Raw genomic sequence first — 14481 nt, 5'->3', positions numbered from 1 at the left:
TGGTTCTTTCGTTCCGGAACGTCTGTTTCAAACAGAGGGTTTGGCGTTCCAGCACAGGCAGGGAATGCCGCGCGGGACGAAACGATATCAGGGAGAGATTCCCCGGGGAGATCGGGGATTCCGGATAGATCGGTGCAACCGGACACCAAAAGTGGAGGAGAGATACAATGAAGAAACTGCTTTTGGGCGTCGCCTTCGCGGCGCTGATGAGTTCATCGGCCATGGCCGCCAAGATCGGCGTATCGATGGCCAAGTTCGACGACAACTTCCTCACCGTGCTGCGCAACGGGATGATCGCACAGGCCAAGGGCATGAGCGGCGTCGAGCTGCAAGTCGAGGACGCGCAGAACGACGTCGCCAAGCAACTCGACCAGATCAAGAACTTCGCGGCCTCGGGCGTCGACGCGATCATCGTCAACCCGGTCGACACCTCGGCGACGCAGGCGATGTCCGATGCCGCCGCCGCGGCGAAAATCCCGCTCGTCTATGTCAACCGCGAGCCGGTCAATGTGAACACGCTGCCCGACAACCAAGCCTTCGTCGCCTCGAACGAGGCCGATTCCGGCACGCTCGAGACCAAGGAAGTCTGCCGCCTGTTCAAGGAAGCCGGCAAGAAGGAAGCCAATGTCTATGTGATCATGGGCGAGCTCTCCAACCAGGCCGCCGTGCAGCGAACCAAGGACATCGACAACGTGATCGCCACGCCGGATTGCAGCTTCATCAAGATCATCGACAAGCAGACGTCGAACTGGAACCGCGACGAAGCCCAGAACCTGATGACAAACTGGCTGTCGACCGGCAAGAAGTTCGATGGCGTGATCGCCAACAACGACGAAAGCGCCATCGGCGCCATCCAGGCGATGAAGGCCGCCAACATCGACATGAAGACCGTTGTCGTCGGTGGTGTGGACGCCACCCAGGACGCGCTTGTGGCGATGAAGGCGGGCGACCTTGATGCGACCGTGTTCCAGGATGCGGCTGGCCAGGGCGCAGGCGCCCTGGACGCGGCGCTGAAGCTGGCCAAGGGCGAGAAGGTCGAACACAAGGTCTATATCCCGTTCCAGCTTGTCACGCCGGCGAACATTGACAAGTTCATGAAGAAGAACTGAGCCACGGACATACGGAGCGGCGCGCAAAAGACAGCGCCGCTCCCCTTTCCCTCAGCGCCTGAACGCGCGAGGAACGACCGCGGCTGACGGAGGATAGAAGATTGGCACAGACATCTCATGGCGTCGGAGGGCTCACCTACGATGCGAAGAAGCGCGCATGGCCGGCCGAATTCAACGTCTTCCTGGCGCTCGTCATCCTCGTTGTCATCTTCGAAGCGATCGGCCGCATCTTTCTCGGCGACAGTTTCCTGTTCAACACCCGCAGCGACGTCTCGGGCATCTTCAACGAGGCGCGCCTGCAGATCATTATCCTGCAGGTGTCGATCGTCGGCATCATCGCCATCGGCGTGACGCAAGTCATCATTTGCGGCGGCATCGACCTGTCTTCCGGCTCGATCGTCGGCGCGACCGCCATGATCGCCATGAGTTTCGCCCAGGTGGCGACCGTCAACGGCAATCCCAACCCGAAGGCGATGTTCCTGGCGCAAGGCTGGACCGACCTGCCGGTCATCGTGCCGGTGCTGGTGGCGATCGGCTGCGGCCTGCTCGCCGGCCTGGTCAATGGCTCACTGATCGCCTACACGCGCATTCCGCCGTTCATCGCCACGCTCGGCATGATGGTCACCGCGCGCGGCATTGCCAAATGGTGGTCCAAGGGCCAGCCGATCTCGTTTCCCACCGACGGTTTCGCCGCGATCGGCAAGGGCCTGATGCCTGTCATCATCTTCCTGTCGCTGGCTATCCTGTTCCAGCTGATCATGACCTACACAAGATACGGCAAGCATTGTTACGCGATCGGCTCCAACGAAGACGCCGCGCGCATGTCCGGCATCAAGATCGCCAACCACAAGATCCTGGTTTACGTCATCGCCGGCATTCTCGCCTCGCTCGCCGCGGTGGTGCTTTCCTCCAAGAACCTCACCGCTCAGTCCGGCATGGGCGTGATGTACGAACTCGACGCGATCGCCATGGCGGTCATCGGCGGCGTCTCGCTGTCGGGCGGCCGGGGCTCGATCGTCGGCACGGTGATCGGCTCGCTGATCTTCGGTGTCATCATCTCCGGCTTCACCTTCCTGCGCCTCGACGCCTACTACCAGGAGATGGTCAAGGGCGTGATCATTGTCGGTGCCGTCGTTCTCGACCAGTGGCGCCAGCGCCTGCGGGCATTGAGGGCTTGACCATGTCAGACATCGTCCTGAAGACTGAAAACCTGACCAAGCGCTATGGCGGCGTGCATGCGCTGGAAGGCGCCAATTTCGAGCTGCGCAAGGGCGAGCATGTCGCCATCATGGGCGACAATGGCGCCGGCAAGTCGACCTTCGTGCGCCAGATCACGGCTGTAGAGCAACGCACCAGCGGCAAGGTCTGGTTCGACGGCAAGGAAGTGAATTTCACCGGCCCGATCGAGGCCCGCACGGCGGGCATCGAGACGGTGTTCCAGAACCTGGCGTTGGCCGATGATCTCGACGTGCCGTCGAACCTGTTCCTTGGCCGCGAAAAGGTGCTGTTCAATCTGGGCCCCTTCTCGATCCTCGACCGCAAATATATGCGCAAGGCGACCGAAGCGGCGCTCGTGCGCACCGCGGTGAAAATCCCCAATCTGTCGAACACCATCCGTCACATGTCGGGCGGCCAGCGCCAGTGCGTGGCGATTGCCAGGACGGCGACCTTCGCTTCCAAGCTGATCATCATGGACGAGCCGACCGCCGCGCTCGGCGTGCAGGAGACGGCGCAGGTCGAAAACATCATCCGCACGCTGAAGGACAATGGCGAGCCGCTGATCCTGATCAGCCACAATATGCGCCAGGTGTTCGACCTGTGCGACCGTATCGTCGTCTTCCGGCGCGGCCGCATCGTCGCCAATCTGCGCAAGGAGAACACCGACGGCCAGGACATCGTCTCCTACATCACCGGCGCCAAGACCGGAGAGGCGGAACTCGCGGCTTGAGGCGCGTGGTTGCCCGGTTCCGGGACGATCTGCCGCGCCCAGAAAATACCCAGCCACCTTTCCCTGACAGGAAGGTGCGGACACAACGCTCTCGAACCCATCCCTAGAGGAAATATCCATGACTGTTCGTTTCGCCCTCCTCGGCGCCGGCCGCATCGGCAAGGTCCACGCCCGCGCCGTCGGCTCCAATCCGCAGGCCAAACTGGTTGCCGTAGCCGACGCCTTCGAGAAGGCGGCAAAAGAGCTGGCAAGCGCCTACGACGCCGAGGTGCGCACCATCGACGCCATCGAAAAATCCAAAGACATCGACGCCGTCGTCATCTGCACGCCGACCGACACCCATGCCGATCTGATCGAGCGTTTCGCCAAGGCCGGCAAGGCGATCTTCTGCGAGAAGCCGATCGACCTGAACGTCAAGCGGGTGGAAAAGTGCCTGGCCGTGGTCGAGAAGGCTAAGGCGACGCTGATGGTCGGCTTCAACAGACGCTTCGACCCGCACTTCGCCGCGGTGCGCAAGGCGATCGACGATGGCGCTATCGGCACGGTCGAGATGGTCACCATCACCTCGCGCGATCCCGGCGCGCCGCCGCTCGACTACATCAAGCGCTCGGGCGGCATTTTCCGCGACATGACCATCCATGATTTCGACATGGCGCGCTTCCTGCTCGGCGAGGAGCCGGTGGCAGTCAGCGCGCACGCTTCGGTGCTGGTCGACAAGAAGATTGGCGAGGCCGGCGATTTCGACTCGGTCAGCGTCATCCTGGAGACCGCTTCGGGCAAGCAGGCCGTCATCTCCAATTCGCGCCGCGCCACCTATGGCTACGACCAGCGCATCGAGGTGCACGGCTCGAAAGGCATGGTCGCGGCCGAGAATCAGCGGCCGGTGTCGATCGAAGTGGCAAACGACAAGGGCTACACGCGCCCGCCGCTGCACGACTTCTTCATGACCCGCTATCTCGACGCCTATGCCAATGAGATCGCCTCGTTCATCGCCGCCGCGACGTCCGGAAAGAAGGCGGCTCCGAGCGGCGCCGACGGCCTCGTGGCGCTGAAGCTGGCCGATGCGGCGCTGAAGTCGGCGACGACGGGCAAGACCGTTCGTCTCGACAAGTAAGAACCGGAATCCGGACCCACGCCCAGGAGCAAAGCGATGAGCGCATCCGCCAATCGTAACTCACAGACACGCGCCATCGTCACCGGCGGCGCGCAAGGCATCGGCTTCGCGGTCGCCGAGGCGCTGGCCGACGAGGGCTGCCGGGCGCTGGCGCTCTTCGGACGCTCGCAGGAGAAGGGCGACAAGGCGGTCGCCCACTTCAAGAAGTCAGGCGTCGACGCGATCTTCATCGGCGCCGACGTCGCCAAGGTGGCCGATTGCAAGCGCGCGGTGTCGACCGCGCTTGCGCATTTCGGCACGCTCAATGCGCTGGTCAATGCCGCCGCTACCTCGGCACGCGGCTCGCTGGTCGAAACCTCGGAAGAGCTTTTCGACCAGATCTTCGACACCAATGTGCGCGGCCCGTTCTTCCTGATGCAGGGGCTGGTCGCCCATCTCCTCGAGCGCAAGGCACCGGGCTCGATCGTCAACGTGCTGTCGATGTCGGCACATGCCGGCCAGTCCTTCCTCACGCCCTATTCCACCAGCAAGGGCGCGCTGATGACGTTGACCAAGAATGTCGCCAGCTCCTATCGAAAGAACCGCATCCGCTGCAATGCCGTGCTGCCCGGCTGGATGGACACGGAGGGCGAGGCGATCGTGCAGAAGAAATGGCACGATGCGCCGGATGACTGGCTGGAAAAGGCCGAGGCCGCGCAACCGATGGGCCAGCTGGTGAAGCCGGCACAGCTCGCCCGGCTGATCACCTACATGATCAGCCCGCAGGCCGGCGTCATGACCGGGTCGCTGGTCGACTACGACCAGAACATTGCCGGAGTGATTGGCGAGTAGGGTTCTGCCATTCGTCGGCTGAGACGACCTGAAAATACTAGTGCAGACGTGACCTGTCCGCACCAGGCAACGCATGCGGGTTTCAAAAAGCCCCTGTTGCCGCAATATCGCCATTCCCGCATATTCACGTAGTCAGAACACTTATGAGGGTGGAATGCTGTCTGGGGCCAAAGATACCAATTGGACTGTCACGAGGGCAAAAGCCCGGTTCTCAGAGGTTGTTAACCAGGCGCAGTCCTTGCCGCAGACGATAACCAGAAACGGCAAACCAATTGTGGTTGTCGTCTCGGCCGAAGAATGGCACCGGAAAACGGCGCGAAAGGGTACCCTTGCGGAGTTCCTTCTGGACTCCCCGCTGCGCGGCGCCGATCTCCTATCATCAGGCACGTGACAAACGCCTCCGCTTCGACTATATGAGCCGCATGATCCACCTGTCCGCCACCTATTGGTACTTTAGCAGCTCGCTGGCGGCGGGAGGATTGCGCTCGATCTGAAGATTGCAGCAACAACATCCGAACAGCCGCCAGACCTGGCGGCTTTTTTGTTTCAGCCGGCAGGTCTCCTAAAATCAGGAGCAGAAAGCCGTGTTGACCACCACAGACGACCTTCGGGTCAAGGAAATCCGAGAACTGAGCACGCCGGACCAGGTGATGCGGGAGATCCCGCGCACGCTGACGGCAACGCGCACCGTCAGCGCGTCACGCAATGCCATCCATGCCATCTTGAACGGCACCGACGACCGGTTGCTTGTCGTCGTCGGCCCCTGTTCGATCCACGATCCGGTCGCGGCCGTTGACTATGCCAGCCGTCTGGCGGCGCTGCGCGAGACCCTGTCCGACCGGCTCGAGATCGTGATGCGCGTGTATTTCGAGAAGCCGCGCACCACGGTCGGCTGGAAGGGCCTGATCAACGATCCGGACCTCGACGGCAGCTTCAACATCGACAAGGGGCTCAGGATGGCGCGCAATGTGCTGTCGGCCGTCAACAATCTCGGCCTGCCGGCGGCGACCGAATTCCTCGACATGACCACCCCGCAATACATTGCCGACCTCGTCGCCTGGGGCGCGATCGGCGCGCGCACGACCGAGAGCCAGATCCACCGCGAGCTGGCCTCGGGCCTGTCCTGCCCGGTCGGCTTCAAGAACGGCACCGACGGCAATCTCAGGATCGCCGGCGAGGCGGTGAAATCCGCCGCCCAGCCGCATCATTTCATGGCGGTGACCAAGGGCGGACGCAGCGGCATCGCGACGACCACCGGCAATGAGGACTGCCATGTCATCCTGCGCGGCGGCGTCCAGCCGAACTACGACGCGGCAAGCGTCGAGGCGGCCTCGGTCGAACTCGCCCGCATCGGTGTCGCGCCCCGGCTGATGATCGATGTCAGCCACGCCAACTCGAGCAAGAAGCCCGAGAACCAACCCAAGGTCGCGGCCGACGTGGCGGGCCAGGTGGCGGCGGGCGACGAGCGCATCATCGGCCTGATGATCGAAAGCAATCTCGTCGCCGGCCGGCAGGACGTGGTGCCCGGCAAGCCGCTCGTCTACGGCCAGAGCATCACCGATGGCTGCATCGACTGGGCGACCACCGAGACCGTGCTGCACGGCCTTGCCGGTGCTGTCGAATGGCGCCGTTCGGCACGCCGCGCCATGCTTGAAAACCGGCAGGGCGCTGCCTGATTGGATGGCGATGTGGGAGGGGCGGCGCCAGAGCATGATCCCGAAAAGTGGAAACCGGTTTTCTCGGACAAACGGTTTTCGTTTGTCCAGAGATCATACTCCAACAAAGAGTTAGATCAGGACGACGATTCAACCAAACGTCATCCTGATCTAACGACGATTACGCCGCCCTCAGCCCTTCCCAGGCGGTGAACACCGAAACCGCAAAGAGCAGCAGCCCGGCCGCCCGGCCGGCAAGAACGGTCGCCCGCGGATTGGCGATCAGAAGGTTGCGGCTGCGGCCGGCTGATATCGCCAACCCGCCATAGATCGCGGCCTGCGTGATGACAGTCATTAGGCCCATGACGGTCGCTTGCATCCAGATCGGGCCGTAGTCCGGTTTCAGGAACTGCGGATAGACGGCGAGCACGAACAGATAAGCCTTCGGATTGATCAGGCAGGTCACCAGCCCCTGGCGAAACGCCTTCCAGGCGGAACGGCTGCCGACAGGCCCGTCATGACCGACGGTGATGGAGCTGCGCATCAGCGTGATGCCGATGAAGGCCATGTAGGCGGCGCCGGCCAGCAGCAGCGGCGTGAACAGGATCGGCACGAAATGCATGAGCAGGCCGACGCCGATGGCGCCGTTCAGCGTGTGCACCATGCCGCCGACCATGATGCCACCGGTCGCGGCCAGGCCCCTGTCGCGGCCGCCGGTCAGCGCATTGGCCAGCACGAACAGCATGTCCATACCCGGAACGGCGATGATGCCGAACAGCAGGATAAAGAAAAGCCAGAGATTTTCCGCATAACCCATGTCAGTTGCCCATCGCCTCGTTCCACCAAGCCACAGCGGAACCTGTTGATTTTCAATTCGATAGGCAGTCCTATAGGTCGACCCAACTGACAATGATGTGTCAGTTGCGATGAGAGCCGGGTGAGGAAATGCGCAAGGCGTCACGCCTGTTCGAGATCATCCAGATCCTGCGGCTGGCGCGGCAGCCGGTGACGGCGGCCATGATTGCCGAGCAGCTGGAGGTGACAATCCGCTCGATCTATCGCGACATCGCAGCGCTGCAGGCGATGCGCGTGCCGATAGAGGGCGGGCGCGGCATCGGCTACATCCTGCGCCCCGGTTTCGACCTGCCGCCACTGATGTTTTCGATCGAGGAGATGGAGGCGATTGTGCTGTCGCTGGCGCTGCTGGAGCGCACGGGGGACGACGAGCTCAAGCAGGCGGCCAAGCGCGTCAGCAGCAAGATCGCCGGCGCCGTGCCGCCGCCGCTGCGCCAGACATTCGAAGCCAATGCGCTGCATGCCTGGGGCTTCGCCGCACCCTCGGCCGGCACGATCGACCTGGCGCTGGTGCGCCGCGCCATCCGCGACGAGGAGAAGCTCGATCTTTCCTATCGCGACGAAATGGGCCGCGCCTCCGAGCGGCTCATCCGCCCGATCGCGCTCATCTACTATGCCGAAACCGCCAACATCGTCGCCTGGTGCGAGCTGCGCCAGGCGATCCGCAATTTCCGCAGCGACCGCATAGAGGATTGCCAGCCGACGGGACTACGGTTCAAGGGCGAAGGCGACCGTTTGCGGCAAATCTGGGTCGACGGCTGGGAGACCCCGGCCGTCGGTGGCTGAGGGATATTACCGCACATCGACCCAGCGCTTTTCCTGGAAGGAGCGTGCCATTGCGTGCACGGTGCGCTCGATCTCTAGACCTTGCGCGAATTCGATCAGCCGTGCCGATCTGCCGGCGAGCCGCGTCAGCAATTCGTGGCACTCGATGATCTTGAGGTCGTTGAAGCCGAGATTGTGGCCGGGCGCCGGCAGGAAGGCGTCGTAAGGCTTGTGATGCGGCGCGATCAGGATGGTGCGGTAGCCCTGTTCGGTCGGGCGATCTGACGTGAGATAAAGCTGCAACTCGTTCATCCGCTCCTGGTCGAACAGGATCGACCCTTTCGAGCCGAAGATCTGGATGGCGATGCGGCCCTTGCGGCCCCAGGCCGAGCGGTTGACCTGAAGCGTGCCAGCAATGCCGTTTTCCAGATGCATCAAGACGCTGGCGATATCATAGGTCTCGACCGCGCGGCGTCCGCCTGTTGCCAGCTTACGGTCGGCATAGGGCTTGGCCATGTCGCAGATGACGCTGGCGACACGGCCGAACAGCGCCGAGACCAGCGACAGCGGATGCACGGCAAAATCGTCGAGCGCGCCGTAGCCGGAAGCGGCCTCGTGCTTCCAGAAGAACAGCGCCTCGGGATCGGCCATGAAATCCTCGTCCATCTCGATGCGCAGATGGTTGACCTCGCCGATGATCTTCTCGTCAAGCAGCGCGCCGATGTGACGGATGGCCGGGCTCTGGATGTAGTTGTAGCCCAGCGCCGCGATCTTGCCCGATTTCTTGGCCGCTTCCGCCATGGCCTCGGCCTCGGCGAAGCTCGGCGCCATCGGCTTTTCGCACCACAGATGTTTGCCGGCCTCGAGAACCGCGATGGCCATTTCCGGATGGAACTGGTTGGGCGTGGTCAGCGAGACGATGTCGACCTCGGGATCATTGACCACGGCGCGCCAGTCGCCGGACGCCTTGGCGAAGCCGAACTCGCTCGCCTTGCGCCGGGCAAGCTCCTCATTGACCTCGCCGAGATGGACAAGCCTTGGCTTGGCGACATCGGGAAAGACGGCGCCGACGGCACTCCACGCGATGGCGTGACATTTGCCCATGAAACCCGTGCCGATAAGACCGACGCCGACCATTTTCCGTTTCTCCACCACATGAAGCGCTGCGTGGATGAATTAGTCCATTTCTTCCTGAAATGGAATGTCTGCCTCATTTTTTATGGCGTTCTTGCGCAGGCTCGCTATGATGGGGCAGAGAGGGCGTTTCACGGATGAGCTTGGACGGGCCGACGATGGACGAACGGGTACCTCGCGACTTCGAGACGCTGCGCGCCACCATCCTGGACCGGCGCGAAAGCCTGCCGAAGCGCATCGCCCAGATCGCCGCCTACGCGCTGGACAATCCCGACGACATCGCCTTCGGCACCGCCGCCAGCATCGCCGCTTCGGCCGGCGTGCAGCCCTCCACCTTGATCCGCTTTGCCCAGCAGCTCGGTTTCGACGGCTTCACCAGCCTGCAGCAGGTGTTTCGCGAGCGGCTGCGCGAGCGCAACTCGTCCTATGACGAGCGGCTGCAGGCGCTGCGCGTCAAAGCCGAGGGCGGCGCCGGCCACCGCGCCATCTTCGACGGCTTCGTCGCCGCCGCCAGCACCTCGCTCAACGACATTTCTCGCACGCTGGACGATGCGCATCTGGAAGATGCGATTTCGCTGCTGGCGAAGGCGCAGACCATCTATGTCTTAGCCAAGCGACGCTCCTACCCGGTGGCGAGCTATATCGCCTATGCGCTGGGCAAGCTGAAGATCCGCAACCAGCTGATCGAATCGGCCGCCGGCCTGAACGCCGAGATGATCGCCTTCGCCACACCGGCGGACGCCGTCATCGCCATCTCCTTCTCGCCCTATGCACCGGCCACCATCGAGGAGGCCCGCAACATCTCCGAGCAGGGCGTGCCGATCGTCGCCATCACCGACAGCTCGTTCTCGCCGCTTGCCCAGTTCGCCAGGGTCTGGTTCGAGGTTGCCGAGGCGGATTTCGCCGGCTTCCGTTCGCTGTCGGCGACGATGGCGCTGGCCATGGCATTGACCGTCGGCGTCGGTGAGAAACGGCGCGACGCAGGCCGCAAACGTAAGGCCTGAGCAAGCGCCCGCAAAAAGCAAAATCGGCTCGGGAATGCTCATTCCATATTGACTATGGATTGGAATTATTATTTCATATTCCCGGCACCACGCTGCCGCTCGCGCGTGTTACCCAAACAATGTTGTTCCTGACAACAAGACTGACGGGAGGTTCCAATGAGCGAAGCCGTGGACGCCAAACAGGCGCCGCTCGACGTCATCACCATCGGTCGCGCTTCCGTCGACCTCTATGGCCAGCAGATCGGCTCGCGGCTGGAGGACATCACCTCCTTCGCCAAGTCGGTCGGCGGCTGCCCGGCCAACATTTCGGTCGGCACGGCGAGACTCGGCCTGCGTTCGGCGCTGCTGACGCGCGTCGGCGACGAGCAGATGGGCCGTTTCATCCGTGAGCAGCTGAGGCGCGAAGGCGTCAACACCGACGGGCTGAAGACCGACAAGGAACGGCTGACGGCGCTGGTGCTGCTGTCGGTCGAGAGCGAAGGCGTTTCGCCGATGATCTTCTACCGCTCAGACTGCGCCGACATGGCGCTGGCGCCGGAAGACATCGACGAGGCGTTTATCGCTTCGGCCCGCTCGATCGTCGTCACCGGCACGCATTTTTCCCGGCCCAACAGCGACGCCGCCCAGCGCAAGGCGATCCGCATCATGAAAGCCAAGGGCGGCAAGGTCGTCTTCGACATCGACTACCGGCCCAATCTGTGGGGCCTCGCCGGCCATGCCGAAGGCTTCGAGCGTTATGTCAAATCGGACCGGGTCTCGGCCCAGCTGAAGACGGTCCTGCCCGATTGCGATCTCATCGTCGGCACCGAGGAAGAGATCATGATCGCCTCGGGCGCCGATGATTGCCTGAGCGCGCTGAAGACGATCCGCGCGCTGTCAGCGGCCACCATCGTCTTGAAGCGCGGCGCCATGGGCTGCATCGTCTATGACGGACCGATCAGCGACGATCTCGAGGACGGTGTCGTCGGCAAGGGTTTTCCGATCGAGATCTACAATGTGCTAGGCGCCGGCGACGCCTTCATGTCCGGCTTCCTGCGCGGCTGGCTGGGCGGCGAAGACCATGCGACGGCGGCGACCTGGGCCAATGCCTGCGGCGCCTTCGCCGTGTCGCGGCTGCTCTGCGCGCCGGAATATCCGACCTTCGAAGAGCTGCAGTTTTTCCTCAAGAACGGCAGCAAATACAGGGCGCTGCGCAAGGACGAGGCGATCAACCACATCCATTGGGCGACCACCCGCCGGCGCGACATCCCTTCGCTGATGGCGCTCGCCTGCGACCACCGTGTGCAGCTCGAGGACGTGGCGGTGAAAGCCGGCGCCGATCCGGCGCGCATCCGCGATTTCAAGGTGCTGGCGGTCAAGGCAGCGGCCAAGGTTGCCGCCGGCCGTGACGGCTATGGCATGCTGATCGACGAGAAACATGGCCGCGAGGCGATGTTCGAATTCGCCAGGCATTCCTTCGCCTGGCTCGGACGGCCGGTGGAACTGCCGGGCTCGCGGCCGCTGCGCTTCGAATTCTCGCAGGACATCGGCTCGCAGCTGGTGGAATGGCCGGTCGATCACTGCATCAAATGCCTGTGCTTCTATCACCCCGACGATCCAGCGGCCTTGAAGGAAGAACAGCAGCAGAAACTGCGCGCACTGTTCGAGGCCGCGCGCAAAGTCGGCCGGGAGCTTCTCATCGAGATCATCGCCGGCAAGCACGGCAAGCTCGACGACACGACCATTCCGCGCGCGCTGGAAGAGCTTTATGCGCTCGGCATCAAGCCTGACTGGTGGAAGCTCGAGCCACAAGCGTCTGCGGGTGCCTGGACCAAGATCGAAGCTGTCATCCTGAAGCATGATCCGTGGTGCCGTGGCATCGTGCTGCTCGGACTGGAAGCGCCGCAGGACGAGCTGGAAGCGGCGTTCGCTGCCACCGCCAAGGCGCCGATCGTCAAGGGCTTTGCCGTCGGCCGCACCATCTTCGTGCATGCGGCCGAAGAGTGGCTGGCCGGCCGGATGTCGGATGACGAGGCTGTCGCCGACATGGCGACACGCTTCGAACAGTTGACCGAAGCGTGGCTTGCCGCGCGCGGCCGTAAAGCAGCATAAAGGCGCGGCACAGGACTGCGGAGGAAACCACCATGAGCAAGACAATCCGCCTGACGATGGCGCAGGCGCTGACCCGCTTCCTCAGCCGCCAGATGACCGAGATCGACGGCAAAAAGGTGCCGATTTTCGGCGGTGTCTGGGCGATCTTCGGCCATGGCAATGTCGCCGGCATCGGCGAGGCGCTCTACCAGGTGCGCGACGAATTGCCGACCTTCCGTGCCCATAACGAACAGGCGATGGCGCATGCGGCGATCGCCTATGCCAAGGCCAATTTCCGCCGCCGCTTCATGGCTGCGACCTCGTCGATCGGCCCCGGCGCGCTCAACATGGTGACGGCGGCGGCGCTGGCGCATGTAAACCGGTTGCCCGTGCTGTTTCTGCCCGGCGATGTCTTCGCCAACCGCATCCCCGATCCGGTGCTGCAGCAGGCCGAGGATTTTTCCGATGGCACGGCGACGGTCAATGACTGCTTCCGTCCGGTGTCGCGCTATTTCGACCGCATCACCCGGCCCGAGCAGATCATCCCGGCACTGAGCCGTGCGATGGCTGTGCTGACCGATCCGGCCGAGTGCGGCCCGGTGACGCTGTCGCTCTGCCAGGATGTGCAGGCCGAGGCCTATGACTATCCCGAGAGCTTTTTCGCCGAAAGGGTCTGGCATCAGCGCCGGCCACGCCCTGACCGTGGCGAACTGGCAGCGGCGGTCGCGGCGCTCAAGGGCGCCAAGAAGCCGCTGGTGATCGCCGGCGGCGGCGTGCTGTATTCGCAGGCCTCCGATGCGCTGGCGAAATTCGTCGAGAGCGCCGGCATTCCGGTCTGCGAGACGCAAGGCGGCAAATCCTCGCTGCCAGACGATCATCCGCTCAACATGGCGGCGGTCGGCGTCACCGGCACTTCGGCGGCCAACCGGCTTGCGGAAGAAGCCGACGTGGTGCTCGCCATCGGCACGCGCCTGCAGGATTTCACCACCGGTTCGTGGGCGCTGTTCAAGAACTCCGGCAAGACCATCATCGGGCTCAACGTCCAGCCTTTCGACGCCGGCAAGCACCGCGCGCTGCCGCTGGTCGCCGATGCGGCGGAAGGGCTGGCCGAACTCGGCGCCGCGCTGAGCGATTGGAAGGCGCCTGCCGCCTGGACGGACAATGCGGCCAAGGGCAAGAAGACCTGGCAAGCCGATGCGGCCAAGGTGACGGCCTCAACGAATGCCGCTTTCCCATCCGACGCGCAGGTGATCGGCGCCGTGCAGCGGGCGATGGGCTCCGGCGTGACATTGCTGCACGCCGCCGGCGGCCTGCCGGGCGAGCTGCACAAGCTTTGGCAAGCCGGCGCGCCCGGCTCCTACCATGCCGAATACGGCTTCTCGACCATGGGCTACGAGATTGCCGGCGGGCTCGGCGCCAAGATGGCCAAGCCCGGCGAAGAGATCGTCGTCATGATCGGTGACGGCTCCTACCTGATGCTGAATTCCGAGATCGCCACTTCGGTGATGCTCGGCTTGAAGCTGACCATCGTGCTGCTCGACAATCGCGGCTATGGCTGCATCAACCGGCTGCAGATGGCGACCGGCGGCGCCAACTTCAACAATCTGTTGAAGGACTCGCGCCACGAGATCCTGCCCGATGTCGACTTCGCCGCCCATGCGGCGAGCATGGGCGCGATCGCCGAGAAAGTGCCGTCGATCGCCGGGCTGGAAAACGCCCTGCAGAAGGCCAAGACGAACGACCGTACTACCGTGCTGGTCATCGACACCGATCCGCTGGTCTCCACCGATGCCGGCGGCCACTGGTGGGATGTGGCGGTACCGGAAGTGTCCGCACGGCCGCAGGTCAACGCGGCGCGCAAGGCCTATGACGAGAAGCGGCAGATGCAGACCATCGGCGATTGATGCTAGCTCCCTTCTCCCCGCCCCTATACGGGGAGAAGGTGCCGGCAGGCGGATGAGGGGCAGCGCCAGCGGCCAAGAATGAATTGTTCTAA

General features: G+C 63.4%; 13 protein-coding genes. 11 read left to right on the top strand and 2 right to left on the bottom strand.

What is annotated here, in order from left to right; genetic code table 11:
* Positions 1–167 precede the first annotated feature (167 nt).
* The 7 genes from CKW40_RS28180 to CKW40_RS28150 all read left to right on the top strand — a co-directional run bounded on the left by CKW40_RS28180 (position 168) and on the right by CKW40_RS28150 (position 6678).
* The gene (locus CKW40_RS28180; RefSeq protein ID WP_095203101.1) at positions 168–1109 is read left to right on the top strand and encodes a sugar ABC transporter substrate-binding protein; all 942 of its coding nucleotides are present in this window, start codon (positions 168–170) and stop codon (positions 1107–1109) included.
* A 101-nt stretch (positions 1110–1210) separates the two neighbouring features.
* Positions 1211–2287, top strand: coding sequence for an ABC transporter permease (locus tag CKW40_RS28175; RefSeq protein WP_095203100.1), 1077 nt, complete (start codon positions 1211–1213; stop codon positions 2285–2287).
* A 2-nt stretch (positions 2288–2289) separates the two neighbouring features.
* Complete coding sequence (locus CKW40_RS28170; protein WP_095203099.1) at positions 2290–3057, top strand: ATP-binding cassette domain-containing protein; 768 nt, start codon at positions 2290–2292, stop codon at positions 3055–3057.
* Positions 3058–3175: 118 nt separating this feature from the next.
* Positions 3176–4171 carry an inositol 2-dehydrogenase gene (iolG, locus tag CKW40_RS28165; protein ID WP_095203098.1) on the top strand — a complete coding sequence of 332 codons (996 nt, stop codon included), beginning with the start codon at positions 3176–3178 and terminating at the stop codon, positions 4169–4171.
* Positions 4172–4207: 36 nt separating this feature from the next.
* Positions 4208–5002, top strand: a complete 795-nt coding sequence (locus CKW40_RS28160; RefSeq protein WP_095203097.1) for an SDR family oxidoreductase — start codon at positions 4208–4210, stop codon at positions 5000–5002.
* A gap of 154 nt (positions 5003–5156) precedes the next feature.
* Positions 5157–5393, top strand: coding sequence for a type II toxin-antitoxin system Phd/YefM family antitoxin (locus tag CKW40_RS28155; RefSeq protein ID WP_095203096.1), 237 nt, complete (start codon positions 5157–5159; stop codon positions 5391–5393).
* 193 nt (positions 5394–5586) lie between these two features.
* Positions 5587–6678, top strand: a complete 1092-nt coding sequence (locus tag CKW40_RS28150) for a 3-deoxy-7-phosphoheptulonate synthase (protein WP_095203095.1) — start codon at positions 5587–5589, stop codon at positions 6676–6678.
* 160 nt (positions 6679–6838) lie between these two features.
* Here the strand turns inward: CKW40_RS28150 and CKW40_RS28145 are convergent, their stop codons facing one another.
* Positions 6839–7474, bottom strand: a complete 636-nt coding sequence (locus CKW40_RS28145) for a LysE family translocator (protein WP_095203094.1) — start codon at positions 7472–7474, stop codon at positions 6839–6841.
* Positions 7475–7602: 128 nt separating this feature from the next.
* Between CKW40_RS28145 and CKW40_RS28140 the strand changes: the two genes are divergently transcribed.
* Entirely contained in the window at positions 7603–8298 is a 696-nt protein-coding gene (locus CKW40_RS28140) for a helix-turn-helix transcriptional regulator (protein ID WP_095203093.1), read from the top strand.
* 6 nt (positions 8299–8304) lie between these two features.
* On the opposite strand, the gene CKW40_RS28135 is transcribed toward CKW40_RS28140, so the two are convergent.
* Positions 8305–9414 (bottom strand): Gfo/Idh/MocA family protein, encoded by a 1110-nt coding sequence (locus CKW40_RS28135; RefSeq protein ID WP_095203092.1) that lies wholly within the window; start codon positions 9412–9414, stop codon positions 8305–8307.
* A gap of 155 nt (positions 9415–9569) precedes the next feature.
* Between CKW40_RS28135 and CKW40_RS28130 the strand changes: the two genes are divergently transcribed.
* The 3 genes from CKW40_RS28130 to iolD all read left to right on the top strand — a co-directional run bounded on the left by CKW40_RS28130 (position 9570) and on the right by iolD (position 14389).
* Positions 9570–10415 (top strand): MurR/RpiR family transcriptional regulator, encoded by an 846-nt coding sequence (locus CKW40_RS28130; protein WP_179298138.1) that lies wholly within the window; start codon positions 9570–9572, stop codon positions 10413–10415.
* A 156-nt stretch (positions 10416–10571) separates the two neighbouring features.
* Complete coding sequence (locus CKW40_RS28125) at positions 10572–12506, top strand: bifunctional 5-dehydro-2-deoxygluconokinase/5-dehydro-2-deoxyphosphogluconate aldolase (protein WP_095203090.1); 1935 nt, start codon at positions 10572–10574, stop codon at positions 12504–12506.
* Positions 12507–12538: 32 nt separating this feature from the next.
* Entirely contained in the window at positions 12539–14389 is a 1851-nt protein-coding gene (gene iolD, locus CKW40_RS28120; protein WP_095203089.1) for a 3D-(3,5/4)-trihydroxycyclohexane-1,2-dione acylhydrolase (decyclizing), read from the top strand.
* Positions 14390–14481 lie beyond the last annotated feature (92 nt).

It is taken from the genome of Mesorhizobium carmichaelinearum (assembly GCF_900199455.1).
GTDB classification, from domain to species: Bacteria; Pseudomonadota; Alphaproteobacteria; order Rhizobiales; family Rhizobiaceae; genus Mesorhizobium; species Mesorhizobium carmichaelinearum.
This window is presented reverse-complemented; position numbering and strand designations above follow the sequence as displayed.

Coding starts and splice junctions, on each gene's coding strand:
- CKW40_RS28180 (WP_095203101.1), top strand. CDS start 168: ATGAAGAAACTGCTTTTGGGCGTCGCCTTCGCGGCGCTGATGAGTTCA.
- CKW40_RS28170 (WP_095203099.1), top strand. CDS start 2,290: ATGTCAGACATCGTCCTGAAGACTGAAAACCTGACCAAGCGCTATGGC.
- iolG (WP_095203098.1), top strand. CDS start 3,176: ATGACTGTTCGTTTCGCCCTCCTCGGCGCCGGCCGCATCGGCAAGGTC.
- CKW40_RS28160 (WP_095203097.1), top strand. CDS start 4,208: ATGAGCGCATCCGCCAATCGTAACTCACAGACACGCGCCATCGTCACC.
- CKW40_RS28155 (WP_095203096.1), top strand. CDS start 5,157: ATGCTGTCTGGGGCCAAAGATACCAATTGGACTGTCACGAGGGCAAAA.
- CKW40_RS28145 (WP_095203094.1), bottom strand. CDS start 7,474: ATGGGTTATGCGGAAAATCTCTGGCTTTTCTTTATCCTGCTGTTCGGC.
- CKW40_RS28140 (WP_095203093.1), top strand. CDS start 7,603: ATGCGCAAGGCGTCACGCCTGTTCGAGATCATCCAGATCCTGCGGCTG.
- CKW40_RS28135 (WP_095203092.1), bottom strand. CDS start 9,414: ATGGTCGGCGTCGGTCTTATCGGCACGGGTTTCATGGGCAAATGTCAC.
- CKW40_RS28130 (WP_179298138.1), top strand. CDS start 9,570: ATGGACGAACGGGTACCTCGCGACTTCGAGACGCTGCGCGCCACCATC.
- CKW40_RS28125 (WP_095203090.1), top strand. CDS start 10,572: ATGAGCGAAGCCGTGGACGCCAAACAGGCGCCGCTCGACGTCATCACC.
- iolD (WP_095203089.1), top strand. CDS start 12,539: ATGAGCAAGACAATCCGCCTGACGATGGCGCAGGCGCTGACCCGCTTC.